25 protein-coding genes and 1 pseudogene are annotated in these 25916 nt (G+C 73.8%); 12 read left to right on the forward strand and 14 right to left on the reverse strand.

Annotation, left to right across the window (positions count from 1 at the left end; all coding sequences use genetic code 11):
* Window positions 1–16: 16 nt before the first annotated feature.
* The gene (gene gltX, locus PVK37_RS29900; RefSeq protein WP_275031173.1) at window positions 17–1426 is read left to right on the forward strand and encodes a glutamate--tRNA ligase; all 1410 of its coding nucleotides are present in this window, start codon (window positions 17–19) and stop codon (window positions 1424–1426) included.
* A gap of 138 nt (window positions 1427–1564) precedes the next feature.
* Here gltX and PVK37_RS29905 read toward each other — a convergent pair whose 3' ends face one another.
* Entirely contained in the window at window positions 1565–2182 is a 618-nt protein-coding gene (locus PVK37_RS29905) for a copper resistance CopC family protein (protein ID WP_275031175.1), read from the reverse strand.
* Between the two features lie 225 nt (window positions 2183–2407).
* Between PVK37_RS29905 and PVK37_RS29910 the strand changes: the two genes are divergently transcribed.
* Window positions 2408–3049, forward strand: coding sequence for a hypothetical protein (locus tag PVK37_RS29910; protein ID WP_423790970.1), 642 nt, complete (start codon window positions 2408–2410; stop codon window positions 3047–3049).
* Between the two features lie 53 nt (window positions 3050–3102).
* On the opposite strand, the gene PVK37_RS29915 is transcribed toward PVK37_RS29910, so the two are convergent.
* Both PVK37_RS29915 and PVK37_RS29920 read right to left on the reverse strand, forming a co-directional pair.
* Window positions 3103–3429 (reverse strand): hypothetical protein, encoded by a 327-nt coding sequence (locus tag PVK37_RS29915; protein ID WP_275031177.1) that lies wholly within the window; start codon window positions 3427–3429, stop codon window positions 3103–3105.
* Between the two features lie 264 nt (window positions 3430–3693).
* Complete coding sequence (locus PVK37_RS29920; protein WP_275031179.1) at window positions 3694–4353, reverse strand: phosphatase PAP2 family protein; 660 nt, start codon at window positions 4351–4353, stop codon at window positions 3694–3696.
* Window positions 4354–4379: 26 nt separating this feature from the next.
* On the opposite strand from PVK37_RS29920, the gene PVK37_RS29925 reads away from it, so the two are divergent.
* From PVK37_RS29925 to PVK37_RS29950, 6 genes and pseudogenes are all read left to right on the forward strand, one after another.
* Entirely contained in the window at window positions 4380–5645 is a 1266-nt protein-coding gene (locus PVK37_RS29925; protein WP_423791122.1) for a PucR family transcriptional regulator, read from the forward strand.
* Between the two features lie 97 nt (window positions 5646–5742).
* Window positions 5743–6663 (forward strand): annotated as a pseudogene (locus PVK37_RS29930) (ACP S-malonyltransferase); the annotation flags it as partial.
* An 8-nt stretch (window positions 6664–6671) separates the two neighbouring features.
* Entirely contained in the window at window positions 6672–7616 is a 945-nt protein-coding gene (locus PVK37_RS29935) for a beta-ketoacyl-ACP synthase III (protein WP_275031180.1), read from the forward strand.
* An 88-nt stretch (window positions 7617–7704) separates the two neighbouring features.
* Window positions 7705–7944 carry an acyl carrier protein gene (locus PVK37_RS29940; RefSeq protein ID WP_275031181.1) on the forward strand — a complete coding sequence of 80 codons (240 nt, stop codon included), beginning with the start codon at window positions 7705–7707 and terminating at the stop codon, window positions 7942–7944.
* Between the two features lie 2 nt (window positions 7945–7946).
* The gene (gene fabF / locus PVK37_RS29945) at window positions 7947–9173 is read left to right on the forward strand and encodes a beta-ketoacyl-ACP synthase II (RefSeq protein ID WP_275031182.1); all 1227 of its coding nucleotides are present in this window, start codon (window positions 7947–7949) and stop codon (window positions 9171–9173) included.
* A gap of 181 nt (window positions 9174–9354) precedes the next feature.
* Complete coding sequence (locus PVK37_RS29950) at window positions 9355–10920, forward strand: amidohydrolase family protein (protein ID WP_275031183.1); 1566 nt, start codon at window positions 9355–9357, stop codon at window positions 10918–10920.
* Window positions 10921–11050: 130 nt separating this feature from the next.
* Here PVK37_RS29950 and PVK37_RS29955 read toward each other — a convergent pair whose 3' ends face one another.
* The gene (locus tag PVK37_RS29955; RefSeq protein ID WP_275031184.1) at window positions 11051–11239 is read right to left on the reverse strand and encodes a DUF397 domain-containing protein; all 189 of its coding nucleotides are present in this window, start codon (window positions 11237–11239) and stop codon (window positions 11051–11053) included.
* Complete coding sequence (locus tag PVK37_RS29960; protein WP_275031185.1) at window positions 11236–12009, reverse strand: helix-turn-helix domain-containing protein; 774 nt, start codon at window positions 12007–12009, stop codon at window positions 11236–11238. Before PVK37_RS29960 ends, PVK37_RS29955 begins: the two co-directional genes overlap by 4 nt.
* 345 nt (window positions 12010–12354) lie before the next feature.
* Here PVK37_RS29960 and PVK37_RS29965 point away from each other — a divergent pair, with 345 nt between their 5' ends.
* Both PVK37_RS29965 and PVK37_RS29970 read left to right on the forward strand, forming a co-directional pair.
* Window positions 12355–12624, forward strand: a complete 270-nt coding sequence (locus PVK37_RS29965; RefSeq protein WP_275031186.1) for a hypothetical protein — start codon at window positions 12355–12357, stop codon at window positions 12622–12624.
* A 52-nt stretch (window positions 12625–12676) separates the two neighbouring features.
* Window positions 12677–13387 (forward strand): class I SAM-dependent methyltransferase, encoded by a 711-nt coding sequence (locus PVK37_RS29970; RefSeq protein ID WP_275031187.1) that lies wholly within the window; start codon window positions 12677–12679, stop codon window positions 13385–13387.
* A 109-nt stretch (window positions 13388–13496) separates the two neighbouring features.
* Here the strand turns inward: PVK37_RS29970 and PVK37_RS29975 are convergent, their stop codons facing one another.
* Window positions 13497–14162, reverse strand: a complete 666-nt coding sequence (locus PVK37_RS29975; RefSeq protein WP_275031188.1) for an NAD(P)-dependent oxidoreductase — start codon at window positions 14160–14162, stop codon at window positions 13497–13499.
* Window positions 14163–14252: 90 nt separating this feature from the next.
* Between PVK37_RS29975 and PVK37_RS29980 the strand changes: the two genes are divergently transcribed.
* Together PVK37_RS29980 and PVK37_RS29985 are read left to right on the forward strand one after the other, a co-directional pair.
* On the forward strand, window positions 14253–14618 hold the full coding sequence (locus PVK37_RS29980; RefSeq protein ID WP_275031189.1) for a winged helix-turn-helix transcriptional regulator: 366 nt from the start codon (window positions 14253–14255) through the stop codon (window positions 14616–14618).
* Between the two features lie 41 nt (window positions 14619–14659).
* Complete coding sequence (locus tag PVK37_RS29985; protein WP_275031191.1) at window positions 14660–15592, forward strand: MerR family transcriptional regulator; 933 nt, start codon at window positions 14660–14662, stop codon at window positions 15590–15592.
* A 164-nt stretch (window positions 15593–15756) separates the two neighbouring features.
* Here the strand turns inward: PVK37_RS29985 and PVK37_RS29990 are convergent, their stop codons facing one another.
* From PVK37_RS29990 to PVK37_RS30025, 8 genes are all read right to left on the reverse strand, one after another.
* The gene (locus PVK37_RS29990; protein WP_275031193.1) at window positions 15757–16764 is read right to left on the reverse strand and encodes an ROK family protein; all 1008 of its coding nucleotides are present in this window, start codon (window positions 16762–16764) and stop codon (window positions 15757–15759) included.
* A 119-nt stretch (window positions 16765–16883) separates the two neighbouring features.
* Complete coding sequence (locus PVK37_RS29995) at window positions 16884–18398, reverse strand: argininosuccinate lyase (protein ID WP_275031195.1); 1515 nt, start codon at window positions 18396–18398, stop codon at window positions 16884–16886.
* 67 nt (window positions 18399–18465) lie between these two features.
* Window positions 18466–19419 carry an amidohydrolase family protein gene (locus PVK37_RS30000; protein WP_275031196.1) on the reverse strand — a complete coding sequence of 318 codons (954 nt, stop codon included), beginning with the start codon at window positions 19417–19419 and terminating at the stop codon, window positions 18466–18468.
* The gene (locus tag PVK37_RS30005; RefSeq protein ID WP_275031198.1) at window positions 19416–20366 is read right to left on the reverse strand and encodes a creatininase family protein; all 951 of its coding nucleotides are present in this window, start codon (window positions 20364–20366) and stop codon (window positions 19416–19418) included. Before PVK37_RS30005 ends, PVK37_RS30000 begins: the two co-directional genes overlap by 4 nt.
* Entirely contained in the window at window positions 20363–22156 is a 1794-nt protein-coding gene (locus tag PVK37_RS30010; protein ID WP_275031199.1) for an ABC transporter permease, read from the reverse strand. The genes PVK37_RS30005 and PVK37_RS30010 overlap by 4 nt, the downstream gene beginning before the upstream one ends.
* Complete coding sequence (locus tag PVK37_RS30015) at window positions 22153–23226, reverse strand: ABC transporter ATP-binding protein (protein ID WP_275031201.1); 1074 nt, start codon at window positions 23224–23226, stop codon at window positions 22153–22155. The genes PVK37_RS30010 and PVK37_RS30015 overlap by 4 nt, the downstream gene beginning before the upstream one ends.
* A 74-nt stretch (window positions 23227–23300) precedes the next feature.
* Window positions 23301–24356 carry an extracellular solute-binding protein gene (locus tag PVK37_RS30020; RefSeq protein ID WP_275031202.1) on the reverse strand — a complete coding sequence of 352 codons (1056 nt, stop codon included), beginning with the start codon at window positions 24354–24356 and terminating at the stop codon, window positions 23301–23303.
* A 32-nt stretch (window positions 24357–24388) separates the two neighbouring features.
* The gene (locus PVK37_RS30025; protein ID WP_275031203.1) at window positions 24389–25552 is read right to left on the reverse strand and encodes an ROK family protein; all 1164 of its coding nucleotides are present in this window, start codon (window positions 25550–25552) and stop codon (window positions 24389–24391) included.
* Window positions 25553–25916 lie beyond the last annotated feature (364 nt).

A 25916-nucleotide genomic window follows, 5' to 3' on the forward strand; every position in this document is an offset into this window, starting at 1 on the left:
GCCGTACCCTGGGGACGTGACGGTACGTGTGCGATTCGCCCCCTCTCCGACCGGTATGTTCCACGTCGGCGGTGCCCGCTCGGCACTCCAGAACTGGATCTACGCCAAGCAGCAGGGCGGGGTGTTCGTGCTGCGCGTCGAGGACACCGACGCCGCCCGGAACCGCCCGGAGTGGACCGAGGGCATCCTGTCCGCGCTGGACTGGATCGGCATCGAACGCGGCACCTACGAGGGGCCGTACTTCCAGTCGCAGAACGCCGGTGAGCACCGGGCCGCCGCCCAGCGGCTGCACGACTCCGGCCGGGCGTACTACTGCGACTGCACCCGCGAGGCGGTGCAGGCCCGCAGCGGCTCGCAGTACGCCGGCTACGACGGCTTCTGCCGGGACCGGGGCCTGCCGCCGGGCGAGGGACGGGCGCTGCGCTTCCGTACCCCCGACGAGGGCACCACCGTGGTGGTCGACCTGATCCGGGGCGAGCCGACCTTCGAGAACCGGCTGATCGAGGACTTCGTCATCGCCCGGGGCGACGGCTCCCCGGTGTTCCTGCTCGCCAACGTGGTCGACGACATGACCATGGGGATCACCCACGTGATCCGGGCCGAGGAGCACCTGCCCAACACCCCGAAGCAGCAGCTCCTCTGGGACGCCCTCGGCGTCAAGCCGCCGGTCTGGGCGCACGTGCCGGTGGTGGTCAACGAGAAGCGGCAGAAGCTCTCCAAGCGGCGCGACAAGGTAGCCCTGGAGGCGTACCGGGACGAGGGCTACCTCGCCGACGCGATGCGCAACTACCTGATGCTGCTCGGCTGGGCCCCGTCCGGCGACCGGGAGATCGTCCCGTGGTCGGTGATCGAGGAGGAGTTCCGGCTGGCGGAGGTCAACCCGTCCCCGGCGTTCTTCGACGAGAAGAAGCTGCGCGCGTTCAACGGCGAGTACATCCGGGCCCTGCCGGTGCCGGAGTTCGTCGCCGCCTGCCAGCCCTGGCTGACCGGCACCGCGACGATCGCCCCGCCGCCGTGGCAGCCGGAGCAGTTCGACGCGGACGCGTTCGCGGCGGTCGCCCCGCTGGCGCAGACCCGGATCGCGGTGCTCAGCGAGATCGTGCCGAACGTGGACTTCCTCTTCCTCGACTCGCCGCTGATCGACGAGGCGGCCTGGGCGAAGGCCATGAAGGAGGGCGCGGGCGAACTGCTGGACGCCGCCACCGCCGCCTACACGGCGCTGGAGTCGTGGGACGCGGAGTCGCTCAAGTCGACCCTGGAGGCGGTCGGCGCGGAGCGCGGGCTCAAGCTCGGCAAGGCGCAGGCGCCGGTCCGGGTGGCGGTCACCGGTCGCAGCGTCGGCCTGCCGCTGTTCGAGTCGCTGGAGGTGCTCGGTCGGGAGCGCACCCTGGCCCGGTTGCGCGCCGCCCGGGTCCGCCTCCCCTGATCCCGGTACGGCCCGTCGGCACCCCCGTGCCGGCGGGCCGGAGCACCGGCGGCGGGGCGGTGAGCGGGGCCGACGGGTCGGACCCGTCGATGGCACGTTATGCCCGGCGGGCCGGGGGGGCGCTGGCGGGTCGCCGCGCTACCGGGTGGTGGAGCGGCGGCGACGGAGCAGCAGCCCGAGCCCGAGCGCGGTGAGCACGGTCACCCCGCCGATCAGCCAGGCCCAGGCCGGCACCCCACTGTCGTCCGTGGAGCCGGCGGCCGGGTCGGCCGCCGGCGGGCTGGCCGCCGGTGAGGTGGGCGCGGCGCTCGGCGACGGCGGGGTGGGCGACGCCACGGTCGGCTCCGGGGACGGCGTCGGGTCGGCCGGCGTACCGGTGGTCATGGTGAACCGGACCTCGCCCTTGATCGGGTGCCCGTCGGACGAGGCGACCTGGTAGGCGACGGTGTAGAGACCCGCCGCGCCCGGAACGAACGCCACCCGCACCCGGGACCCGTCGAAGGTCGGGGTACCCCGGGACGCCGGCACATTGTCCGGTCCGGTTACTGTGATCTTCGTCGTGTTCGGATCGACCTTGGCGAGAAATCGCAGCTCGATCCGGGTCGGCGCCTGCGCCAACCGGGCGCCGTCACGCGGATCGCTGCCGGTCAGCGAGTTGTGCGCGGCGGCCGGGGTCGCCGACCACACCGACACGCCGAGCACCACGCCGATCGTGACCAACCAACCAGCCACCATCCGTAGGACCCTGCCCCCCATGCACCCCTCCGTAAAGGTACGATCCGCCCACCGGTCAACCGTCCAGACATTAGTCGGGCGGAGATCGCAGATAGTTCCAAATACTGTTCTGAAAGCTGCAACCGAGCGACGTTCAGCGGAGTCTTTGAGATGGAGGCCCGTCCCTGCGGGACATGGTCGTGCCGTCCTCAGCCAGCGCGTGACCTGCAGCAAGGCCATCCATCGAAACGGGGCGAGGAGGCGGCGATGGTCCGGAGGGTGAGGCGGCTGCTGGTCGCGACGGTCGGCGCGATGCTGGTCGCGGCGTTGTCGGGCAGCATCGCCCAGGCGGCGCCGAAGCCGGCTCCGGCCGGGGTGGAGATCACCGGGGAGGGGCTGGCCGAGGCGCTGCGGCTGCGGGCCGAGAACGACCCGGAGCACGTGACCGCCATCATCGACCAGGTCAACTGGTTCGGTGCCACCGGCGCTCCGTCCGGCCCGAAGGCCGCCGACCTCGGTCCCAAGTACACGGTCGTGGTGCTGGCCGGCGACGAGCCCCGGCAGACCTTCGACCTGTACCCGCTCGCCAAGGGCGGGCCGCGGGCCTTCCGCCCGGCGAAGCAGCCGGACGAGCGGAAGACCCGGGCCGGCTGGTTCCTCGGCCGGCTGAACATGTCCGAGACGCTGCGTACGGCCGGTGTGCCGTTGCCCCGCCAGGTCGAGACGGTCAGCGGCGGGGTCGGCGGCGGCGAGCGGATGCTCCCGGACGAGGCCCTCGACCCGGGGCGTGACCTCGACAAGGCGGTCGACGAGTTGCAGCGGCTGCTGCTGCTCAACGCCGGCGTGGTGGTCGCCATCACCCTCGGGCTGGCCGGCATCGCCCTGCTGATCCGGCGGCGCACCCGCTGACCAGCCCACCTGGTGGGCGTCCACGGTGCGCGCCGACCGGCTGGTGCCGGCGGTCAGCACCAGCGGCGTGGTGGGCGTTCCCGACGGTTGGCGCGCTGGGTCGGCCGGACCGGCCCGTGCCGGTGCGCGCCGGCCCAGCCGGGAAGTTCGCTCCGGCAGGCCGGTTGCCGCACCGGTTCCGGGTCGATGCAGTCGGCGACCCGCTGCCGGGGCACCACCGGCTCCTCCTCGACGGGACGACCCGCCGGCTCGGTCAGGTGCGGTGTGCCCAGGGGCGACCGGCGGTGGCCGTGGGGCTTGCCGGCAGCCTGCTGGTCGTGATGACCCAGCCGGCCGGGTTCCCCCTGGGCGCAGCCGTGTTCGGCCTCCCCGTGCGCCATTGCGGTCTCCTCACGTTCGCCTTCGCCCATGGGCGATCCACCTGGGGCCCGCCGTCGGATCGATCACGACGACGACGCGCGACCGCGTTCCATGGAAGTTCCACGAACCGTGCCGTGCCCTGTCACCGTACTGGCCGTCGGCGGCGCGCGGTACGTCGCATGCGTAAACTCCAGGCCACGGTCACGGCCGGGCGGGTCGCCGCCGGGACCGGGTCGGCGCGCCGGGATCGCTGCCCGACCGGGCCGCCCCGGGTCGACGCCGGCTCAGGACGCCGGGGTGCGCTCCGGCGGGCCGGAGGCGGTGACGCCGGTGCCGGGCCGGACGGCGTACGCGGCCAACGGGACGACCACCAGCGCCAGCAGCCAGCCACCGAGCACGTCGGCGGGCCAGTGGGCCAACAGGGCGACCCGGGTCAGGCTGACGAACAGCGCGAACCCGGCCGCCACCAGGACCGTCACGATCCGACCGGTCCGGGCCAGCCAGGGCCAGAGCAACAGTGCGGCGGCGAGCGCGGCGGCGGTGGCGTTGCTGGTGTGTCCGCTCGGGAACCCGTTGCTCTGCACCGTGACGAAACCGTCCACCGGGCGCGGGTGGGACAGCGCCCAGTGACCGAGGCCCCACAGCACCGGCACGACCGTGGTGACGGTGGCGCAGAACACCGCGGCCGGCCGGCGGCCCCGCAGCAGCAGGGTGAGCGCCGCGACCAGGCCGGTGACCAGGAACGGGACGGTGGCGGCCACGTCGGTGAGGATCCGCAGCGCCGAGATCAGCCCGGGGTGCCGGTCACCGTAGGCACGGAAGACCTCGCTCACCGCGCGGTCGGCGCGTTCCAGCGGCGGCCAGTCGGTCAGCACCATGATCGTCAACAGCAGGAATCCGACCAGGGCGGACAGCGGGACGAGCAGCGGCGGGCGGGCGATCACCGCCGCATGATGGCACGACCCGGGGGCTGGCGCGCGGTGACCTGCGGGGGGCGTGTCAGGCTAGGGCCGTGGTGACCGAGCCGAAGGGTGCCGGGCTGGCGGCCACGCTGCGCCGGATCGAACGCGCCGCGGGCGCGCTGGCCACGGCGAGCGTGGTCCGGATGGACGAGACCCTGCCCTGGTTCCGGGCGCTCCCGGCCGACCAGCGGTCCTGGGTGATGCTGGTCGCGCAGGCCGGCGTCCGGTCCCTGGTGCAGTGGCTGCGCGACGGCGGCGGCCGGGCGGACAGCACCCAGGAGGTCTCCGACGAGGTGTTCGCCACCGCACCGCAGGCCCTCGCCCGGTCGATCAGCCTCCAGCACACCGTCGCCCTGATCAAGGTGACCATCGACGTGGTCGAGGAGCAGGTCCCGGAGCTGGCCGCCGACGGCGAGGAGCAGCAGCTCCGCGAGGTGGTGCTGCGCTTCTCCCGGGAGATCGCCTTCGCCGCCGCCCGGGCGTACGCGCGGGCCGCCGAGACCCGGGGCGCGTGGGACGCCCGGCTCCAGGCCCTGCTGGTGGACGCGCTGCTGCGCGGCGACTCGTCGGACGTGCTGGCCAGCCGGGCCGCCGCGCTGGGCTGGGCGGACGCGCCCCCGGTGGCGGTGGCGGTGGGCCGTTCCCCGGGCGGGGAGGTGGCCGCCGTGCTGCACACCGTCTACCGGCTGGCCCGGCGGATCCGGGTCGGGGTGATCGGCGGGGTGCACGGCGACCGGCTGGTGGTGGTGCTCGGTGGGGCCGCCGATCCGCTGGCCGCCGCCGAGAAGCTGCTGCCGGCGTTCGGTGAGGGGCCGGTGGTGGTCGGGCCGTCGGTGCTCAGCCTGGACGAGGCGACCGAGTCGGCGCGCTCCGCGCTGGCCGGCTACCGGGCCGCCCCGGCGTGGCCGGCCGCGCCCCGGCCGGTGCCGGCCAGCGAGCTGCTGCCGGAGCGGGCGCTGGCCGGTGACGCGGAGGCCCGGCGGCGGCTGCGGCAGGACTTCTACGCGACCCTGGTCCGGGCCGGCGGGGAGCTGCTGGAGACCCTGGACGCGTTCTTCGCCGCCGGTGGGGTGCTGGAGAGCGCGGCCCGCGCCCTGTTCGTGCACCCGAACACGGTCCGTTACCGGTTGCGTCGGATCGCCGATGTGACCGGGTTGTCGCCGTTGGCGCCCCGGGAGGCGTTCGCGCTCCAGGTGGCGCTGACCGTGGGCCGGCTCGATCCGGTGCCGCCCACCGCGCCACCAGGGGCGGGCGGACGCGCCGAGGTACGCTGACCAGCAGGCAGCCTTGTAGGATCCCTCCAAAGGTTCTAGTGTGGTTTGGTACCTCCCGACAACGCGCGACCGGCGAGTATCAAGGAGAGTCATAGGCGTGCTCGCCGTACTCTCTCCCGGCCAGGGTTCGCAGAAACCCGGCTTCCTGACCCCATGGCTCGATCTGGCCGGTTCTGAGGCACGGTTGCGGTGGTGGTCGGCGCTCGCCGGCGTCGACCTGGTCCATCTCGGCACCGCCGCCGACGCGGAGGAGATCAAGGACACCGCCCGCACCCAGCCGCTGCTGGTCGCGGCGTCGCTGCTGGCCGCCGCGCACCTGCCGATGTCCGACGTCGGACTGGTCGCCGGCCACAGCGTCGGTGAGCTGGGCGCATCCGCGCTGGCCGGGGTGCTGTCACCCGAGGCGGCGGTCGCGTTCGCCGGGGTACGCGGCCGGGAGATGGCGGCGGCCTGCGCGCTGGAGCCGACCGGGATGGCGGCCGTGCTGGGCGGCGACGCCGACGAGGTGCTCACCGTGATCGAGAAGCACGGGCTGTACCCGGCCAACCGCAACGCCACCGGCCAGGTCGTCGCGGCCGGGTCGACGGAGGCCATCGACCGGCTCGCCGCCGAGCCGCCGACCGGGGCCCGGATCATGCGGCTGAAGGTGGCCGGCGCGTTCCACACCCCGTACATGGCCCCGGCCGAGGCGGCCCTGACCGCCCTCGCGGAGGGTGTCACCGCCGCCGATCCGGCCCGGATCCTGCTGTCGAACCTCGACGGCACCGCCGTCCCGGACGGGCGGGAGCTGGTGCGGCGGCTGGTCCGCCAGGTCACCGCCCCGGTCCGCTGGGACCTCTGCATGACGAGCCTGATCGACCTCGGGGTGACCGGGGTGATCGAGCTGCCCCCGGCCGGCACCCTCGCCGGGCTGATCAAGCGGGAGTACAAGGGCTCCGACGCGCTGCCGGAGATCGTCACCCTGAACACCCCGGACGACCTGCCGGCCGCCCGGGACCTGATCGCCCGCATCGGAGGACAGCAGCAATGAGCGGAAGCCGCATTCTCTCCATGGGGCACTACCAGCCGTCCCGGGTGGTGACCAACGACGAGCTGGCCCAGATCGTCGAGACCAACGACGAGTGGATCCGCGACCGGGTGGGCATCGTCAGCCGGCGGATCGCCGACGGCGAGACGGTGGCCGACATGGCCGCCGCCGCCGCCGACAAGGCCCTGGCGAACTCCGGGCTCACCGCCGCCGACATCGACCTGGTGGTCGTCGCCACCTGCACCTCGATCGACCGCAGCCCGAACGTCGCCTGCCGGGTCGCCGCCAAGCTGGGCATCACCGCGCCGGGCGCGTTCGACCTGAACACCGCCTGCTCCGGTTTCGCGTACGCGCTCGGCACGGTCGACCACGCCATCCGGGCCGGGGCCTCGCGTAACGCGCTGGTCATCGGCGCGGAGAAGCTCTCCGACTTCATCGACTGGACCGACCGCTCGACCTGCATCATCTTCGCCGACGGGGCGGGCGCGGCGGTGGTCACCGCCACCGCCGAGGGCGAACCGGCCGGGGTCGGCCCGGTGGTCTGGGGTTCGGTGCCGGAGCGCGGCGACGCGGTCCGGATCGAGGGTTGGCGGCCGTACGTGCAGCAGGAGGGGCAGGCCGTGTTCCGGTGGGCGACCACCGAGCTGGCCCCGATCGCCCTCCAGGCGTGCGAGCGGGCCGGGGTACGCCCCGAGGAGTTGGCCGCGTTCGTGCCGCACCAGGCCAACACCCGGATCATCGACGGCATCGCCAAGCGGCTGGGCATCCCGGACGCGGTGATCGCCAAGGACATCGTCGAGTCCGGCAACACCTCGGCGGCGAGCGTGCCGCTGGCCCTGTCCAAGCTGGTCGAGCGGCGGGAGGTGCCCTCGGGCGCACCGGTACTGCTCTTCGGCTTCGGCGGCGGGCTGACCTACGCCGGTCAGGTCGTCCGCTGCCCCTGATGTCCGGCGCGGTCTCCCACCGCGCCGTTCCCACCGGACGGCACCGCCGTCCGGTGAGTTCACACCATATGAGAGGAACCACATCGCAATGACCCGTGACGAGATCACCACCGGCCTCGCCGAGATCCTCGAAGAGGTGGCCGGGGTGAACCCGGACGAGGTGGCCGAGGGGAAGTCCTTCACCGACGACCTCGACGTCGACTCGCTCTCCATGGTGGAGGTCGTGGTGGCGGCGGAGGAGAAGTTCGGCGTCAAGATCCCGGACAACGAGGTGCAGAACCTCAAGACCGTCGGTGACGCCGTCAGCTTCATCGAGGCGCAGTCCTGATCATGAGTCGTACCGACGTCGTCGTCACCGGGCTCGGCGCGACGACCCCGTTGGGCGGGGACGTCACGTCGACCTGGGACGCCATGCTCGCCGGCCGCTCCGGGGTGAGTGCGCTCACCCAGGAGTGGGCCGAGCAGATGCCCGTCCGGATCGCCGCGCAGCTCGCGGTCGACCCGGCCGGGCTGATCGACAGGGTGAAGCTGCGCCGGCTCGACCGGTCCGAGGCGATCGCCCTGATCGCCGCGCACCAGGCCTGGGCGGACGCCGGCCTGGCCGACTCCGGGCTCGACCCGGAGCGGCTGGGCGTGAGCATCGGCTCCGGCATCGGTGGCGCGGTGACCCTGCTCAACCAGGACGACATCCTGGAGAAGTCCGGCCCGCGCCGGGTCTCCCCGCACACCGTGCCGATGCTGATGCCGAACGGCCCCGCCGCCTGGGTGGGGCTGGAGCTGGGCGCGCAGGCCGGCGTACACGCGGTGGCCAGCGCCTGCGCCACCGGCGCGGAGGCGATCTCCCTCGGCCTGGACCTGATCCGCGCCGGCCGGGCCGACGTGGTGGTGGCCGGCGGCACCGAGGCGGTCATCCACCCGCTGCCGATGGCCGGGTTCGCCTCGATGCGGGCCATGTCCACCCGCAACGACGAGCCGGAGCTGGCGTCCCGGCCGTGGGACAAGGGCCGGGACGGCTTCGTCCTCGGCGAGGGCGCCGGGATCGTGGTGCTGGAACGTGCCGACCACGCCGCCGCCCGGGGCGCGCGGGTGTACGCCCGGCTCGCCGGGGCGGGCATCACCTCCGACGGGTACGACATCGTGCAGCCGCACCCGGAGGGCGCGGGCGCGGTCCGGGCCATCGCGAAGGCCATCGCCGACGCCGGCGTGGCGAAGAGCGACATCGTGCACGTCAACGCGCACGCCACCTCCACGCCGGTCGGTGACCTGGCGGAGGTGGTGGCCCTGCACCGGGCGCTCGGTGACCACCCGGTGCTGACCGCGACCAAGTCGATGACCGGGCACCTGCTCGGTGCGGCCGGCGCGCTGGAGTCGATCGCCACGGTGCTGTCGATCCGGGACGGCGTGATCCCGCCGACGATCAACCTGGACGACCCGGACGACGCGCTCGACCTGGAGGTGGCCGCCAACAAGGCCCGCCACATGGAGATCCCGGCCGCGTTGAACAACTCCTTCGGCTTCGGCGGGCACAACGTGGCGCTGGTCTTCACCCGGCCCTGAGCCCAGCCCGCCTGCTACGGACGGCGTCCCCGTTTGTGATCAGCCGTTCGGTCGGACCTCGGCCCCGCTGTCGTGCGATACGACAGCGGGGCCTTCCCGCGATGTGGGCCTGACCTGCGGGTTAATCCGCTGTTCCTCGGCCGGTGACGAGTGGGAAATGGCCCGTTCCTAGCTTTCCCGCATGCCCCCAACCCAGTCACCGTCCCCGTCGGAGAACGACGGAATCGACGGAACAGCAATTGTCGACGACTGCGGCCGGCCCGTTCCGGCGCACACCCTCGGCCGCCGCGCGCTGCTCGCCGCGGCCGGTGCCACCGCCATCGCGCCGCTGTTCACCGGCGCACCCGCGGTCGCGGCCTCCCCCGGCCCGCACCAGCCCGGCACGAAGTCCGGCAGGAAGCCGGACCGCGGCCACTACCTGATCAAAGGGGCCGCGCTGGTCTCGGTGGACCCCACCATCGGCACCCGGGCCAGGGCCGACATCGAGGTACGCGACGGCGTCATCGTCCAGGTCGGCCCCGACCTGAAGGTACGCGGCGCGAAAACCATCGACGCGTCACGCATGATTGCGATGCCCGGTTTCGTGGAAACCCACTACCACATGTGGAGTGCGCTGGGCCGCAATTTCGTCTCCACCGGATTCGAGTACTTCGCGGCGAAGTCGGCGACCGTGGCCGCGTACCAGCCGGACGATTTCTACCACAGCGTGCTGCTCGGTCTGGTCGAGTGCGCCAGCGCCGGCATCACCACCGTCAACAACTGGTCGCACAACACCCGGGGACCCGAGTACGCCGACGCCGAGTTGCACGCGCACGCCGACGGGCTGGTCCGGGCCCGCTACTCGTACGGGCACCGGGACGGGCAGCCGGCCACCCAGCCGATCGACTTCGCCGACATCGACCGGGTCAGCAGGACCTGGTTCGGCCCGAAGTCCCCGTTCGACGGGCTGGTACACCTCGGGGTGAACCTGCGCGGGCCGGGCCAGCTGGCGAACTTCCTGGTCGAGATGGCCGAGGTGCAGAAGCGGAAGCTGCCGATCTCGGTGCACTCCGGGCAGGGCCCGACCACCGCCGTCCGGGCCGCCGCGCTGGAACAGATGGGTTTCCTCGGGCCGGACTTCCTGCTCTGCCACGCGCTGCCGTTCGACGAGGCGGACCGGCAGGCGATGGTCCGCACCGGCGCGCCGGTCAGCTTCTCCGTCCACTCGGAGCTGCGGCTCGGCACCGCCGGCGGCTTCCACGGGCAGCTGCTGCGGATGCTGGCCGCCGGGATCACCGTCTCGCTGTCGTTCGACGCCAGCTCGCTCGCGCCGATCAACATGTTCGAGTCGATGAACGTGGCCTGGAACCTGGGCATCCCGTGGCTGGGCAGCGACACCGCCGACCTGCCCGCCGTGGTGTTCAAGCAGGCCATCGAGATGGCCACCATCAACGGCGCGAAGGCCCTCGGCCTGGAGAAGGTCACCGGCTCGATCACCCCCGGCAAGCGGGCCGACATCGTCCTGATCCGGGCCGACGACCTGAACATCGCCCCGATCGGGGACCTGGAGTCGACCGTGGTCCGCTCGGCCACCCCGGCCAACATCGACACGGTGCTGATCGACGGCCGGATCGTCAAGCGGGACCGGAAGATGGTCAGCCACGACGCCGACACGGTGGTCCGCAACGCGGCGGCGGCGGCCCACGCGGTGCGTACCCGGGCCGGCGGCATCCTCACCCCGGCCAGCACGAAGCCGCCGACGTTCTGAGCCTGCCGGTGCCCGCCGGGCCGTCCGTGGTCACCCACGGGTGACACCCGGCGGGCACCTTCACGGTGACCCGGTCGGTACCCGCGCCGTGACCCCGGCGGGCATGCTCAGCGTGACCCGGCGGGCATGCTCAGGTGGTGCGGGTGGCGGTGACGAAGGCCCGCCAGGCGTGCCGGTCGAAGGCCAGGGTGCCGCCGGCCCGGTCCTTGCTGTCCCGGACCAGCACCACCCCGGGCAGGTTGTCGGCGACCTCCACGCACTCGCCGCCGTTGGTGTTGCTCCGGGTGGCCGTCCGCCAGACGGGTTCCATGCTGCTCACAGCGCGTTCACCTGCTTCAGGATCAGGTCTCTCGACTGGTCTCGGGGCAGGGCCACGGCGCGGACCGCGTCCCACGCCCGCTCCAGGGTGGCGACCTGCTTGGGGTCGGCCACCACCCGCCCCTCCAACTGGTCCTCCAGGAAGGCCAGGTGTTCGCCGCCGCCGGTCGCGGCGATGGTGAACGGCCCGGACTGCCCGACGTACGGACCGGAACCGAACGGCACCACGTGCACCAGCACCCGGGGCCGCAGCCCGATCTCCACGAGGTGCAGCAGTTGCTCCTTCAGCACGGTCGGCTCGCCCCGGCGCAGCGCCGCCTCGTCCACCACGAACGTGGTCAGCGGCGGGTCGTCCCGGTCCAGCAGCGCCTGCCGCTCCATCCGGAACGCGACGTGCTCCTCCACCTTGCCGGGCACGTGCAGGCCGCTGGCGAGCGCCGCGCGGGCGTACTCCTCGGTCTGCAGCAGGCCCGGGACGATGGCCTGCTGGTAGCAGCGCAGCGAGGTGGCCTCCCGTTCGACCTCCGCCCACGGACGGAACCAGCGGGGCTGGGCGTCCCGGCGGGCCTCGGCCGCCATCTTGGCGATCAGGTCACCGGTCCCCAGCAGGTCGTCGAGCCGCCGGGCGGTGTCCGGGTGCGGAATCCGCCGGCCCGTCTCGAACATCGCGATCAGCGAACTGGAGACGTGCACCCGCTCGGCGGTCTGCTCCTGGGTCAGCTCCCGGTTGCCCCGGGCGTGCTTCATCACCAGGGCGAGATACGTGCTCACCCCTCACCACCTCTCACTCCTGGCATCCTTCCGGTCACCGACAGCTGCGTACGTCTGGTCATCCTCCATTCCCGGGCCGCCGGAGTCCAGGGTGGAGGGCACGCGTTCGGCTGGTGGAGGCGACGCCCGGCGGCCGGACCAGCGCGGGGGCCGCCCCGACCCGGCGACCGCCCGGCCCTCCCCCGGCCGTGGCCCACCCCGGGTCTTTCCCGGGGGCGGCCCCCGACCGGACCACCGGACCACCAGACCACCGCACCACCGCACCGGGCCGGCGCACCATCGCCGGACCGCCACAACGCCGCACCGCCAGGCCGCCGCACCGCCGGAGAAGACGAGGAGTAAACCGTGGACCACGACGCCGCCCGACCGCACCCGCCGCTGCGTCCGCTCTGGCTGTGCCGGGCCTGCCTGGCCCCCTGGCCCTGCCCGGCCGCGCGGGCCGCGCTGCTGCTGGCGTACGCCGGGGACCGGATCGGCCTCTGCACGTACCTCGCTCCGCTGATGCACGACGCCGACGCCGACCTGCGGGCCCTGCACCCGGCGGACCCGCCGTCCCCGACCGAGCTGTTCCGCCGGTTCCTGCGCTGGGCGCGGACGCCGACCGTCCCCGGCTGAGACTCCTGCGCACACGCCGTCGGCAGGATGCCCTTCCTCTAGGGTGAGCAGCGTGGAAGCGACCGAGATCCGCAAGCTCGCCACGCTCGAGGACACCCACTGGTGGTACCGGGAGCGGCGGGCGCTGCTGGGTCGGGCGCTGCGCCGGCTGGCCGCCTCGGGTGAACGGCCCGGCCGGGCGCTGGACATCGGGGCGGCCGGCGGCGGCAACACCCGGGTGCTCCGGTCACACGGCTGGCGGCCGGTGGCGCTGGAGTACAGCGCGGAGGGCGCCGGGGTGGCCCGGGAACGTGGCCTGGACGTGATCCGGGCCGACGCCCGGCACCTGCCGATCGGCTCGGCCGGGCTGGACCTGGTGGTCGCCTTCGACATCCTCGAACACGTCGACGACGACCGGCTCGCCGCCGCCGAGATCCGGCGTACCCTGCGGCCGGGCGGGACCGCGCTGATCGCCGTACCGTGCGACATGCGGTTGTGGTCGGCGCACGACGTGGCGGTCGGGCACGTCCGGCGGTACGACCGGGAGTCGCTGCGGGCGGTGGTGGAGCGGTCCGGGCTGGTGGTCGACGAGCTGTGGAGCTGGAACGTGCTGCTCCGCCCGGTGGCCGCCTGGCGGCGGCGCACCTCCACCGGTAGCGACCTGGACGCCCTGCCCGGCGTGGTCAACCTGGGGCTACGGGCGATCATCACCACCGAGCGGTACCTGCCGGTCGGGCGGCTGCCCGGGGTGTCGCTGATGCTGCGCGCCCACCGCCCCGCCTGAACGGTCACCGCACGCCCGCCGCCCGGCGTGACGGACGCGACCACCGCGCCGCCCGCGCTGTCCTCGCCGACATCCGGTCGCCGCACGCCCGCCGCCCCGCCTGAGCCGGTCAGGCGTAGACGGCGACCCGCGTGCGGTGCCGGGTGGGCGACTCGATCTCGTCGAGGGTGGCGACGGCCAGGTCGGCGTAGGACAGCGGACCGGACCCGTCGGTGGGGACGGTGTCGCCCCCGACACGGTACCGCCCGGTGCGCGGGCCGGCCGGATCGAGCATGGCGGGCGGGGTGAGCACCAGCCAGTCGACCGGGGTGCGGGCGGCCCGGAGCCGGTCCAGGCCGGCGTCGTGGGCGAGGGCGAACGCCCGCAGCGACGCGGGAAAGACCGCCGGGTCGTCCAGCACCCGCCGGCCGGTGCCGTCAAGCAGGGTCGCGAAGAGGCCGATCAGCACCACCCTGGGCACGCCCGCCCCGGCGAGCAGCGCGTCGACGGCCCGGACGTAGAACCCGTCGTCGAACCGGTCGAGCGCGGCCAGCGCCCCCGGGTCGGACGCCGGCGTGACCGCCGCGACCGCGCCGAGGTGACCGGGCACGATGCGGGCGGTGGCCGCCGGATCGGTGACGTCCCCGGCGAGCAGCGTCACCCCGGGCGCGGCCAGCCCGGGGTACCGGTTCGGGTCACGGACCACGGCGGTGACCGGGTGGCCCCGCCGTACCGCCTCGCCGGTGACCGCCCGGCCGGCCCGACCACCGGCCCCGAACACCACGATGCCGTCCATGTCGTTCTCCCTCGTCTCGGCGCGTCGACCGGCGGACCGTACGGCACCGGGTGCCGGTAACCGCAACGGAACCGGCGGTACGCTCGGACGATGGCCGATCCGCTGCCGCCGGACCTGTTCCATCCCGACTGCCCCGGCGTCGCGGTGCCGCTACAGGTCGGGGACCGGTGGACCGGCATGGTGGTGCGCTGCCTGGCGTTCGGCCCGCGCCGCTTCACCGAACTGCGGGCGGCGCTGCGCGGGGTCACCGCGAAGGTCCTCGCCGAGACGCTGCGGGCGATGCGGCGCGACGGCCTGGTCACCCGGACGGCGTACCCGGAGAACCCACCCCGCGTCGAGTACGCGCTCACCCCGCTCGGCCGGACCCTGATCGACCTGCTGGACGCGGCCCGCCGGTGGACCGACGACCACCTGGCCGAGGTGCTCGCCGCCCGCCGGGCACACCTCGACGACTGACGGCTTGAGTCTCCAGTGGCTGGAGGGTGCACGCTGTGGCGGTGGACGACCGTACCGAGCTGTTCACCGACGACCGTAGCGAGCTGTTCACCATCGGGCAGCTCGCGCAGCGCACCGGCCTGACCGTACGCACCATCCGGTTCTGGTCGGACCAGGGGCTGCTGCCCCCGACCGGCCGCTCCGGCGGCGGGTACCGGCTGTACGACGCGGCGGCGGTGGCCCGGCTGGACCTGCTGCGGACGCTGCGGGACCTCGGCATCGGACTGGACGACGCGCGGCGCATCCTGGACCGGCAGTCCGGGGTCGCGGAGGTGGCGCGGGCGCACGTCCGGGCGTTGGACGCCGAGATCCGGACGCTGCGGCTGCGCCGGGCGGTGCTGCGGTCGGTCGCCCGAGGTGGCACTACGACCGAGGAGTTGAGACTCGTGCACGACCTGGCCCGGCTCTCCGCCCGTGAGCGGCAGCAGATCATCGACGACTTCGTGGCCGAGGTGTTCGCCGGCATCGACCCCGACGCCCCCGGTGCGGGGCTCGCCGGGGCGATGCGGGCGCTTCCGGCGGACCTGCCCGACGAGCCCACCGACGCGGAGGTGTCCGCCTGGGTGGAGCTGGCCGAACTGGTCGCCGATCCCGGTTTCCGGCAGCGGGCCCGGGAGATGGCGATGGCCGGTACCGCCGGGGATGCCGCACCCGCACCGATGCCCGACGTCACCCCGGCGCGGGACGCCCTCGCCGCCGGCATCCGCCCGGACTCCCCCGAAGCCCGGGAGGTGGTGGACCGGATCGTCGGCCCGGCCATGTCCGCCGGGGAGCGGGCCGCGCTGGCGGACCGGATGGCGACCTTCACCGACCGACGGGTGGAGCGGTACTGGGCGCTGGTCGGCGTGCTCAACCAGCGGCCGCCGTTCCCGCCGATGGTGCCGGCGGTGGAGTGGCTGATCGAGGCGCTGCGCGTGCCGTCACCCGCACACTGACCGGCGCGCGGGGCGCGGGGCGCGGGGCCGGGTGCGCGGGGCGCGGGGCGCGGGGCCGGGTGCGCGGGGCGCGCGTCGGAGCGCCACCCGCCGGCACGCTGACCGGTCGGTGGGGGCCCCGGGTGCCGGCCGCACCCGCGCCGGTACTCCCGGCACCCGGGGGGTCAACGGGACGCCGGCACCGCCTCGGCGGCGAGCAGCACCGCGCCGTGCAGGGCCGCGTCGTCGGCGAACCGGGACAACACGACCTCCGGCCGGTACGGCAGCACCGCGCCGAGCCGGTCGACCAGCAGTCCCCGGATCAGGTCGCTGCCGGCCACCCCGCCGACCAGCACCACCCGCTGCGGGTCGAGCAGCAGGCAGCAGGTGACCAGGTGGCGGGCCAGTTCGTCGACCCGGGCGGTGAGCGCGTCCCGGGCCGGGCCGGCGACCTCGGCGGCGGCGGCCAGCCCGGCCGCGCCGTCGGGCAGCCCCAGCTCGGCGGCGAGCCGGTCCAGCGCCCGGCCGGAGAAGTCCAGCTCCAGCATCGTGCCGGGCCAGGGCGCGCCGGCCACCGCGTACCCGATCTCGCCGGCCGCGCCCCGGTGCCCGGCCAGCACCGCGCCGCGTACCGTGACGGCCGCCGCGACGCCGGTGCCCAGCCCGACCACCAGGCCGGGGTCGGCGTCGCGCAGCGCGCCGACCCGCAGCTCGGCCAGGGCGGCGGCGTTCAGGTCGTTGTCGACCGCCACCGCCGGCTGGCCGAACCGGTCCCGGACCGCGTCGGCCAGCCGCAGCCGGTCCCAGCCCGGCACGTTCGGGGCCAGGTCGATGCCGTCCGGCCGGACCACACCGGGTGAGGCGATCCCGGCCGCCGTGACCACGCCGCCGACCTTCCCCACCAGGCTCGCGGCCAGGTCCAGGGCACGGTCCAGGGCCTGCGGGGCACCCTGTTCGGCGTGCGTGGGAACGCGTTCGCGCACCAGCAGCCGACCGTCGGCGTCGGCCACCCCGACCGCCATCTTGGTACCGCCGAAGTCGATACCGAGCAGCACCGGCCGCCCCCCGGTCACGTCGTTGAGCGCCGGGTCGGCACCGGCAGCGGCGGCGGCCGGCTGGCCGTCCGGGCCGGTACCGGTCACCGGCTGTTCGGGCGCGACGGCCTGGTCGGGCACGACAGCCTGGTCAGGCACGACGGCCTGGTCGGGCACGACAGCCTGGTCAGGCACGACAGCCTGGTCAGGCACGACGGCCTGGTCGGGCACGACGGCCGGCGGACGGTGGTCCGTGCCGCGCCGCTCACTGCGCACGCTCACCGGCCCGCCCGCTCGGCGTCAGCGACCGCGTCCGGGGTCGCGTCGGCGACCGCGTCCTGGCCCGCCCGCTCGGCGGCGACCGCGTCGAGGGCCGCGTCGGCGTCGGCGAGCCGGGACCGGACCGTACCGAGCCGCCCGGCGACCGTGTCGAAGACGGTCCGCAGCGCCGTCACCTGGGCCCGCACCGCGTCCGCGCCGGGGCCGTCGACCTGGGCCCGGTCCAGCACCCGCTCCGGGCGTACCGCGGCGGTGATCAGGTCGTCGACCGCGGCGTCGGTGAGGCCGTCGGCGACCCCGGCGGCCGCCGCGCGGACCGTCTCCGGGGTCCAGGTGTCCGGTGCGCCGCCCCGAACCAGCCGGCCCACCACCGAGTGGGCGGCCCGGAACGGCACCCCGTGCCGGGTCAGCGCGTCCGCCGCCGCGGTGGTGGTGGCCCCGGAGGCGACGATCTCCCCGGCCGACGGCGGCTCCAGCGGCTCGATCTCGGCGAGGAAGCCACCGAGCAGGGCGAAGAACCGGTCGGTCCGGTCGTTGCTCTCCCAGAGCCGGACCTGCACGTCGGTGGTGGCGTTGTTGGAGTCCTCCCACCAGGCCGCGCCGACGTTGTTCAGCACGCTGGCGGCGTCGGCGGCCGCCTGGCCGGCGTACGACACCAGGTGCTCCAGCACCACCGGGTTGCGCTTCTGCGGCATGATGCTGCTGCCCTGGGTGAAGTCGCCCGGTGTACTCACCCAGCGCCAGCTCAGCCAGTCCATCAGGGTGCGGGCCAGCCGCGCGCCGGTGGCCAGGGACTGCGCGTTGAGGGTGCCCACCCGGACCAGGTGGTCGGCGCCGGCCACCGCCTCGTACGAGTTGGTGACCAGGCCGGCGAAGCCGAGCAGTTCGGCCACCCGGGCCGGGGCGATGTCCAGGTCGGTGCCGGCGAACGCGCACGAGCCCAACGGCGAGACGTTGAGCTGGTCGATCAGGTCGGCGTACGCGACCGCCTCACCGGCCAGCGCCTCGGCGTACCCGGCGAGGGCGTGCCCGATGGTGGTCGGCTGGGCGGGCCGCCGGTGGGTGTAGCCGGTGATCACCACGTCGGCGTACCGGTGCGCGGCGTCCAGGGTGGTCGCGGCGGTGGCGAGCACCCGGTCGAGCACCCCGAGCAACTGGTCGCGCAGCAGCATCCGGAACACCCCGGCGTCGAGGTCGTTGCGACTGCGGGCCAGCTGTACGTCCAGCTCGGCGGCGGGGATGCCGCAGGCCTCCGCGAGCCGCTTCTCCAGCAGGTAGTACGTGTCCTCGAAGGTGCCGTCGAAGGCCGGCGCGGGCGCGTGGTCGGCGCGCAGCTCGGCGAGCCCGCGCAGCAACCGGGCACCCCGGTCGGCGGGGATGAGCCCCTGCTCGGTCAGCATCACCACGTGCGCCTGGCTGGCCCGCACCATCGCCGGGAAGAGGTACCCGACGTGGTGGTCGTACGTGGGCCGCAGGTGGTGCCGCTGGTAGGTGGTCAGCGGGGGTGTGCTCATGAGGGTCTCTACTTCCTTCCTGGCCGGGTACTCGGACGCACCCGACGTCGGCCGGTCGGTCGTCCGGTCAGCCGGGCAGCCCGAGCAGGCGCTCGGCGTTACCGGCGAAGATCGCGCGCAGGTGGTCGTCGGGCAGGCCCAGTTCGTGGCAGATCCGGAGCTGGTCGTCGAGGTAGCGGGTGACGTAGCCGCGCGGGAACCACGACGAGTCGCTGCCGTACACGATCCGGTGCGGGCCGATGGTCTCGTAGCAGCGGCGGAACAGGTCCTCCAGGGTGAGCCGGTACGGCATCCAGCGCACCCACTGGTTGGAGCCGGAGGTGTCCACGTGGATGTTCGGGCAGCCCCACGCGGCGAAGAGCAGGTCCTGGACGTGCTGGACGCCGAAGTGCGGCACCACCACGGCCAGCTCGGGGAAGCGGCGGGCCATCCGGGCCAGCTCGTCCGGGCCGCCGTACCGGCCGTGGGAGAGGCCGCCGGCGCTGCCGTAGTGCCCGATGTGGATCAGCACCGGCACGCCGAGCCGCTGGGCGGTGCCCCAGAGCGGGTCCAGGTCGGTGTGGTCGAGCGGGCCGCGCAGCAGCGGCGCGAACAGCTTCAGCCCGCGCAGGCCACGTTCGGTGACGGCCCGCTCCAGTTCGGCGGCGGCGTCCGGGGCGTACGGGTCGTGGTGGGCGAGACCGAGCAGCAGGTCCGGGTGACGGTCGACCACGTCGGCGAGGGTGTCGTTGCCGCCGCCGGTGACGAAGACCGCCCGCCGGACGTGCACCCGACGCAGCTCCTCGGCCCACCGGTCCGCCTCGTCCTGCCAGCGGGGCGCGGACGGTTCCGGGTCGGGGAACGCCCAGGCCCGCCGCCACCGCTGCGCGTACGGTGCGGAGCCGGCGGCCCGGACGGCCCGTTCGTGTTCCCCGCCGGGGTGCATGCCGGCGGCGTCCTCGCAGGCCCGGATGGTCTCGTCGGCCCCGATCCGGAAGTGCAGGTGGAAGTCGACGACGTCGAGTCCCCGGTCGACGGTCACGAGTCGTCCCCCACCAGCGGGTCGGCGGTGGGTGGGGCCGGCGGGTCGGCGGCCACCCAGGCGGCTACCAGATCGCGCAGCCGCGTCCCGGCCAGCTCCCGGACCCGTCGACCGATCGGCTCGTCGGCCAGCGAGATGTGCCCGGACCAGCCCTGCCACGGGTCGGGGCGGGATTCCACCAGCACGTACGGGTGGGTCACCGGCAGTTTCGGCTTCGGCGGCAGGTCGTCGACCGCGTCCAGCCGGACCGCGTCCGGGTCGAAGCCGAGCACCCCGGAGGTCTCGTACGCGCCGCCGTGGCCCCGGGACGGCAGCGGCCCGTACAGCTCGGTGGTCTCCGCCGGGGTGACCAGTTGGAACCAGTTGACCAGCAGCAGGCTGGCGGTGCGCCGGCCGGAGACCCACTCCATCGCGGCCCGGACGGTGGACATGTTGGCGTCGTGCCCGTTGACGATCAGCAGCCGGGGGAAGCCGGCAGCCACGATGCCCTCGATCACGTCGGCGAGGTACCCGACCGCGATCTCCGGCCGGATCGCCACCGTGCCCGGCCACGGCCGGGTCTGCCCCGGACAGGCCGCGTACGGCACCGCCGGGAACACCACCCCGCGCGGCCCGGGTTCCGGCGCGTCCACCGCGCTCTCGGCCGCGAAGCCCTCGGCGAGGATGAGGTCGGTGCCGAGCGGCAGGTGCGGGCCGTGCCACTCCACCGCGCCGACCGGCAGCACCGCGAAGTCGGCGGCCCCGGCCACGGCGGCCAGTTCGCCGCCGGGGATCCGGGTGGCCGGGATCAGCCCGCCCCCGACCGGCCAGGCCGCCGCCGCCTGGTTCGTCGCCGCGACGCGACCCGTCCCCCCGGCACGGTCCGTCTGTGCGGGGCGGTGCGTCGCCGCAGCACGGTCCGTCCCTGCGGGGCGGTCCGTCGGCCCGGCGGGGCCGGGTGTCGTCACGCCGTCCACTTGGCCGCCTCCCGGGTGGACCGCCGGCCGCCCTCCAGGCGACCGGAGACCACCATCACCACGAAGATCAGCACCACCTGGAGCATGCCGTACGCGGCGGCGGTGCCGACCTCGAACGAGTACATCCGGTTGTTGATCTCCACCGAGATGGGCGCGGTCTCCGAGGTGTAGATGAGCACCGAGGCGACGAACTCGCCGACGCCGTGCACGAAGGCCAGCAGCGCGCCGGCCAGCACACCGGGCAGCATCAGCCGCAGGGTGACCGTGCCGAACGCCCGCCACCAGGACGCGCCGAGGTTGCGGGCGGCCTCCTCCAGCGACGGGTCGAGCTGGGCCAGCGCGGCCGAGCTGGACCGGAACACCAGCGGCAGGAACCGCACGAAGTACGCCAACGGCATGATCCAGAAGGTGCCGATCAGCACCTGCCCGAAGCTGAACGCGTTGCCGGTGCTGAACGCCGAGATCAGGTTGATCGCGACCACCGTGCCGGGCAGCGCCCAGGCCAGCATGACCGCCACGTCCAGCAGGCCCCGGCCCCGGAAGTCCAGCCGGCGCACCACGTACGCGATCAGCACGCCGACCACGATGCAGCCGACGGTGGCGAGCAGGCTCATCTGGAGCGAGTTGAGGATGGGCTGGAAGGCGTCCGGGTCGGAGAAGATCGTCACGAAGTTGGCGGTGGTGTACTCGGCCGGGATGACCTCGGTGGTCCACGAGCCGTCGGCGGAGAACGCCACCAGGGCGATGGTCGCCACCGGGGCGAGCAGCACGGCGGTGGCCAGCAGCGAGGCGAGCAGCGCCGCCCACCGGCCGAACGGGTTGGTGATCTCCCGGCGGTGGCTGGCCACGCCCTTGGACTGCGAGCGGTAGCTGCGCCGCCCCTCGTACCAGCGCATGGCGAGCAGGAACAGCACCGACACCACACCCAGCACCGAGGCGTACGTGGAGGCCATCGGCAGGTCGCCGTTGGTGCGGTTGATGTAGATCTGCATGGTCATGGTGCGGTCCACCCCGAACAGCAGCGGGGCGGTGTACGACGCCAGCGAGGTCATGAACACCAGCAGCGACGCCGACACCAGGGCCGGGGTGAGCATCGGCAGCAGCACGGTCCGCCAGACCCGGACCCGGCCGGCGCCCAGGTTGTACGCCGCCTCCTCCACCGACGGGTCCATCCCGCTCAGCGCGGCCGAGGTGGCCAGGTAGAAGTACGGGTACATGGTGAAGGTGTGCACCACCAGCACGCCGGCGATGCCGCTGAACGGCAGCACCGGGCTCTCGGTGCCGAACAGTTGCTGGAGGCCGCGCGGCAGGATGCCGGTCTCGCTGTAGAGCAGCTGGAACGAGATCGCCCCGATCAGCGGCGGCAGCGCCGCCGGCACCAGGATGATCGCCTCGATCAGCCGGCGGCCGGGGAAGGAGAACCGCTTGAGCAGGAACGCCATCGCCACGCCGACCACACCGCAGAGCAGCACGCTGGCCGCCGAGATGATCAGCGAGGTGACCAGGGCGGACCGGGCCACCCCGTCGCCGCTGAGGAAGGCGGTGTAGTTCGCCACCCCGTTCACGCCGACGCTCTCGGCGAAGGTGGCGAACATCGGCTGGACGACGTACCCGAACAGGATCAGCGCCAGCGGGAACACCAGCACGTACGGGAACCAGCGCGAGCCGGCGCCACCGGAGAACCGGTCGGCGAGCCGGCGGCGCGGGGCGCGCGGCGGCGTCGGGTCGGCGGTGACCGGCGGTACGGTCGCCGCGCTGGGGGTGGCGGGGATGGTGCTCACGGACGCACCACCCACATCCGGTCCCGGTTGAGCCGCAGCCCGACCTGGTCGCCGACGCCGGCCCCGGCGGGCACCTCGACCGCGGCCACCTGCACCGGGGTGCCGGCGACGTCCACCACCAGGTTGGTCGCCATGCCGGTGAACTCCAGCTCGGTGATCCGGCCGGGCAGCGCGCCCGGCTCGGTGGTGCTGGTCAGCGTGATGTGCTCGGGGCGGACCGACACCAGGGCGGTGTCCCCGGTGCCCAGCCCGTGGTCGGCGGGCGCGCCGACGGCGACCTCCCCGCCGTCGGGCAGCCGGACCGTGACGGTCTGCCCGGCGGCGGTGACCACCGGCAGTTCCAGCACGTTGCTGCGGCCGATGAACCGGGCCACGAAGCTGGTGGCCGGGCGGTGGTAGATCTCCCGGGGCGCGCCGATCTGCTGCACCCGGCCGGACTGCATGACCGCGATCCGGTCCGACATGGCCATCGCCTCGGCCTGGTCGTGGGTGACGTAGATGGCGGTGGTGCCGCTCTCCTGCTGGATCCGGCGGATCTCGGTGCGGGTCTCCTCGCGCAGTTTCGCGTCGAGGTTGGACAGCGGCTCGTCGAGCAGCAGGGTACGCGGCCGGATGACCAGGGCGCGGGCCAGCGCGACCCGCTGCTGCTGGCCGCCGGAGAGTTCGTCGATGCGCCGGTCGCCGTACCCGGAGAGGTGCACCTCGCCGAGGGCCTCGTCGATGCGGCGGCGGGCGTCGGCCCGGCCGACCTTGCGGATCTTCAGCCCGTACCCGACGTTCTGCGCGACGCTCAGGTGCGGGAAGAGCGCGTAGTTCTGGAACACCATGCCGGTGTCCCGTTTGTTGGGCGGGCGGCGGGTGACGTCCTCGTCGCCGAAGCGGATCCGCCCGGAGGTGGGGAAGTAGAACCCGGCCACCATGCGCAGCGTGGTGGTCTTGCCGCAGCCGCTCGGGCCGAGCAGGGTGAAGAACTCCCCGGCGGCGATGGTGATGTCGACGTCGTCCACGGCCGCGGTGTCGCCACCGCGCGCGAAGCGCTTGCTCACCGACTCCAGCGTGACATCGATCATGAGGCTCTCTCCTTCGTGCGGTACGCCTCGGCCGTCCGCCGGACCGGGGCGGGCCCGGTCCGGCGGCGGAGTGGTCAGCCCTTGTTCTTGATCTGGCTGTTCCAGTGGTTGATCCACTCGGTCTCGTTCTTGCCGATGACGTCCCAGTCGACGTTCAGCGGCTTGAGGTCGAGCTGGGCCAGCCACTCCGGCTGCTCGGCGATCTCCACGGCCGGGATCTGGAAGTAGTCCTTGGCGAGGTCGGCGCGGAGCTTGTCGTCGAAGAGGAACTCGAGGAACTTCTGCGCGCCCTCGCTGTTGCCGCCCTTGACCGCGGCGAGGCCGTCGACCAGCACCGGCGCGCCGGAGGCCGGCATCACGTAGCCGAACGGCATGTTCGACTGGTTGGCCTGGAGCAGCACGTCCTGGAGGTTCCAGGCGCTGAGCACGCCCTGCTGGCGGGAGAGCTTCAGGTAGAGGTCGGCCGGGTTGGCCGCGTACGCGCCGGTGTTGGCGTCGAGCTTCTTGAGCCAGTCGTACCCGGGCTGCGGGTTGCTGCCGTCGGGCGACTGCCGGACGATCATCGCCGAGTAGATGGACCGCATGGTGCCGGACGCGGCCACGTCCCGGATGATGATCTTGTCCTTCCACTCCGGCTTGAGCAGGTCGTCCCAGTCCTTCGGGGCCTGTTCCGGGGTGAGCGCCTTGTTGTTGTACATGATCACCTCGGGCAGCAGGATCTCCCCGAACCAGCGGCCCTGGGCGTCCTTGTACCGGGCGTCCATCTTGCCGGCGAAGGCCGGCTGGATCGGGGCCAGCAGATCCTCGGCGGCACCGGCGGACAGCCCCTGCTGGGTGCCGCCCCACCAGACGTCGGCCTGCGGGTTGGCCTTCTCCGCCCGGACCCGCTCCAGGATCTCCTGCGCGCCCAGGTTCAGGATCTCGACCTTGCCCTGGTACTCCGGGTACTTGGCGGTGAACTGCTCCACCACGTAGTCGGAGACCTTCTTGTCGCGGGCGGTGTAGATGGTCAGCTTCTCGACCGACGTGCCGCCGCTGGCGGCGTCGTCACCGCTGGAACCGCCGCCGCAGGCGGTGCCGGCGGCGAGCACGGTGGCGAGGGCTCCGGCGAGGAGCAGGCGACGTCTCATGGGGTACCTCCGAGGGGGTGGAATTGGGGTAGTCAGGGACTGGAGATCAGGTAGGGCAGACCGGCGGCGGCCGCGGAGAGCGCGTAGCTGACCGCGCCGTGCAGCACGGCCCGGTCGCCGAGCACCGCCCGGCGTACCTCGGTCGCGCTCGGCGCGGCGGTGGTGACCAGCGTCTGGAGCCGGTCGACGGCGGCGTCGTCGAGCTGGGCGGCGGCCCCGCTGAGCAGCACCCGGCCGGGGTCGATGACGCAGACGCAGGAGACGATCAGGCGGGACCAGGCGGTGAGCACCTCGTCCAGGTAGCCGGCGGCGCGCGGGTCGGTGCCGGCCAGCTCGACCAGGGCGGCCACCGGGGCGTCCGGTCGGCGGCCGGGGGCGAGCGCGACCATCCGTTCGGCGATGGCGTTCTCCGACCAGCGGGCCTCGAACGGGCCGACCCCGTCGTGGCCCCGGTCGGCCGGGTCCAGCGGCAGGAAGCCCACCTCGCCGGCCGCCCCGCCGGCACCCCGGCGGACCTGCCCGTCGAGGACCAGGCCGGCGCCGATGCCGTCGGCCACGTGCAGCAGCAGCAGGTCGGCGACGTCGCTGCCGGCCCCGGCGGCGTGTTCACCGGCGGCCATCAGGTTGACGTCGTTGTCCACCACCACCGGCACGCCGAGGTGCCGCTGCACGGACTCCCCTATCGGGCGGCCCTCGACCAGACCGACCGAGGGGGCCAGGCGCACCGCGCCGCCGGAGGAGACGCCGGGCGCGGCGATGGCGACCCCGCGCAGCGCCGGCAGTCCGTCCCCGGCCAGCTCGGGCACGGACCGGCAGATGGTGTCGACGATGTCGCCGCTGAGCCGGACCGTCCGGTGCGCGATCACGGTACCGTCACTGTCGGCGATCTCGCAGCTGAGCCGGGACGGCTCCAGCGACACCGCGGCGACCAGCTCGGCGCGCGGGTTGAACTCCAGCATCGCCCGGGGGCGGCCGGCACGGGACGCCCCCGGCCCCCGTTCGATGAGGTACCCCTCGGCGATCAACTCCCGGACCAACGGGGTGAGCGTGGCCGGGCTCAGCCCGGTGAGCTCGGTCAGCTCGGCCCGGGACAGCACCCGGACCTGGCGGGCGGTGGAGATCACGGACAACCGCTTGATCTCCTTCGACCGCTCCCGGCTCACCGGGCTCGTTGGTGGCGTCACCACGTCAGTCACACTTCCTTCCTACGGCGAACGAACTATCGAGTCAAGTAACGAAAGCGTCTCGGGCCCCGATCAGACCCCTTGAGAGCAGGCAAAACGCTCGGCCGCTGGACGGAGGCGGCCGAGGCCGCGGCACCGTGTCGAGCCGACTACGCAGCGACTTTATTTCTTCTGCAAACAAAGAAAACCGGGCGAAGGATTGACGGGACCCCGCACCGGTCCCTAGCGTCACCGGGCGAAGGCCTTCCAGTGTGTACGGACACCCGTGCCGCTGTCGTACCCGGTGAGGTGGCGCCCGCGCCCGCCCCGCACCGTCCCCGTCCACGGTCCGCAGCAGACCCCGCGTCGACACCACCGGTGTCCGACGCCGACGGTC

Source organism: Micromonospora cathayae, assembly GCF_028993575.1.
In the GTDB taxonomy this organism is placed as follows: domain Bacteria; phylum Actinomycetota; class Actinomycetes; order Mycobacteriales; family Micromonosporaceae; genus Micromonospora; species Micromonospora cathayae.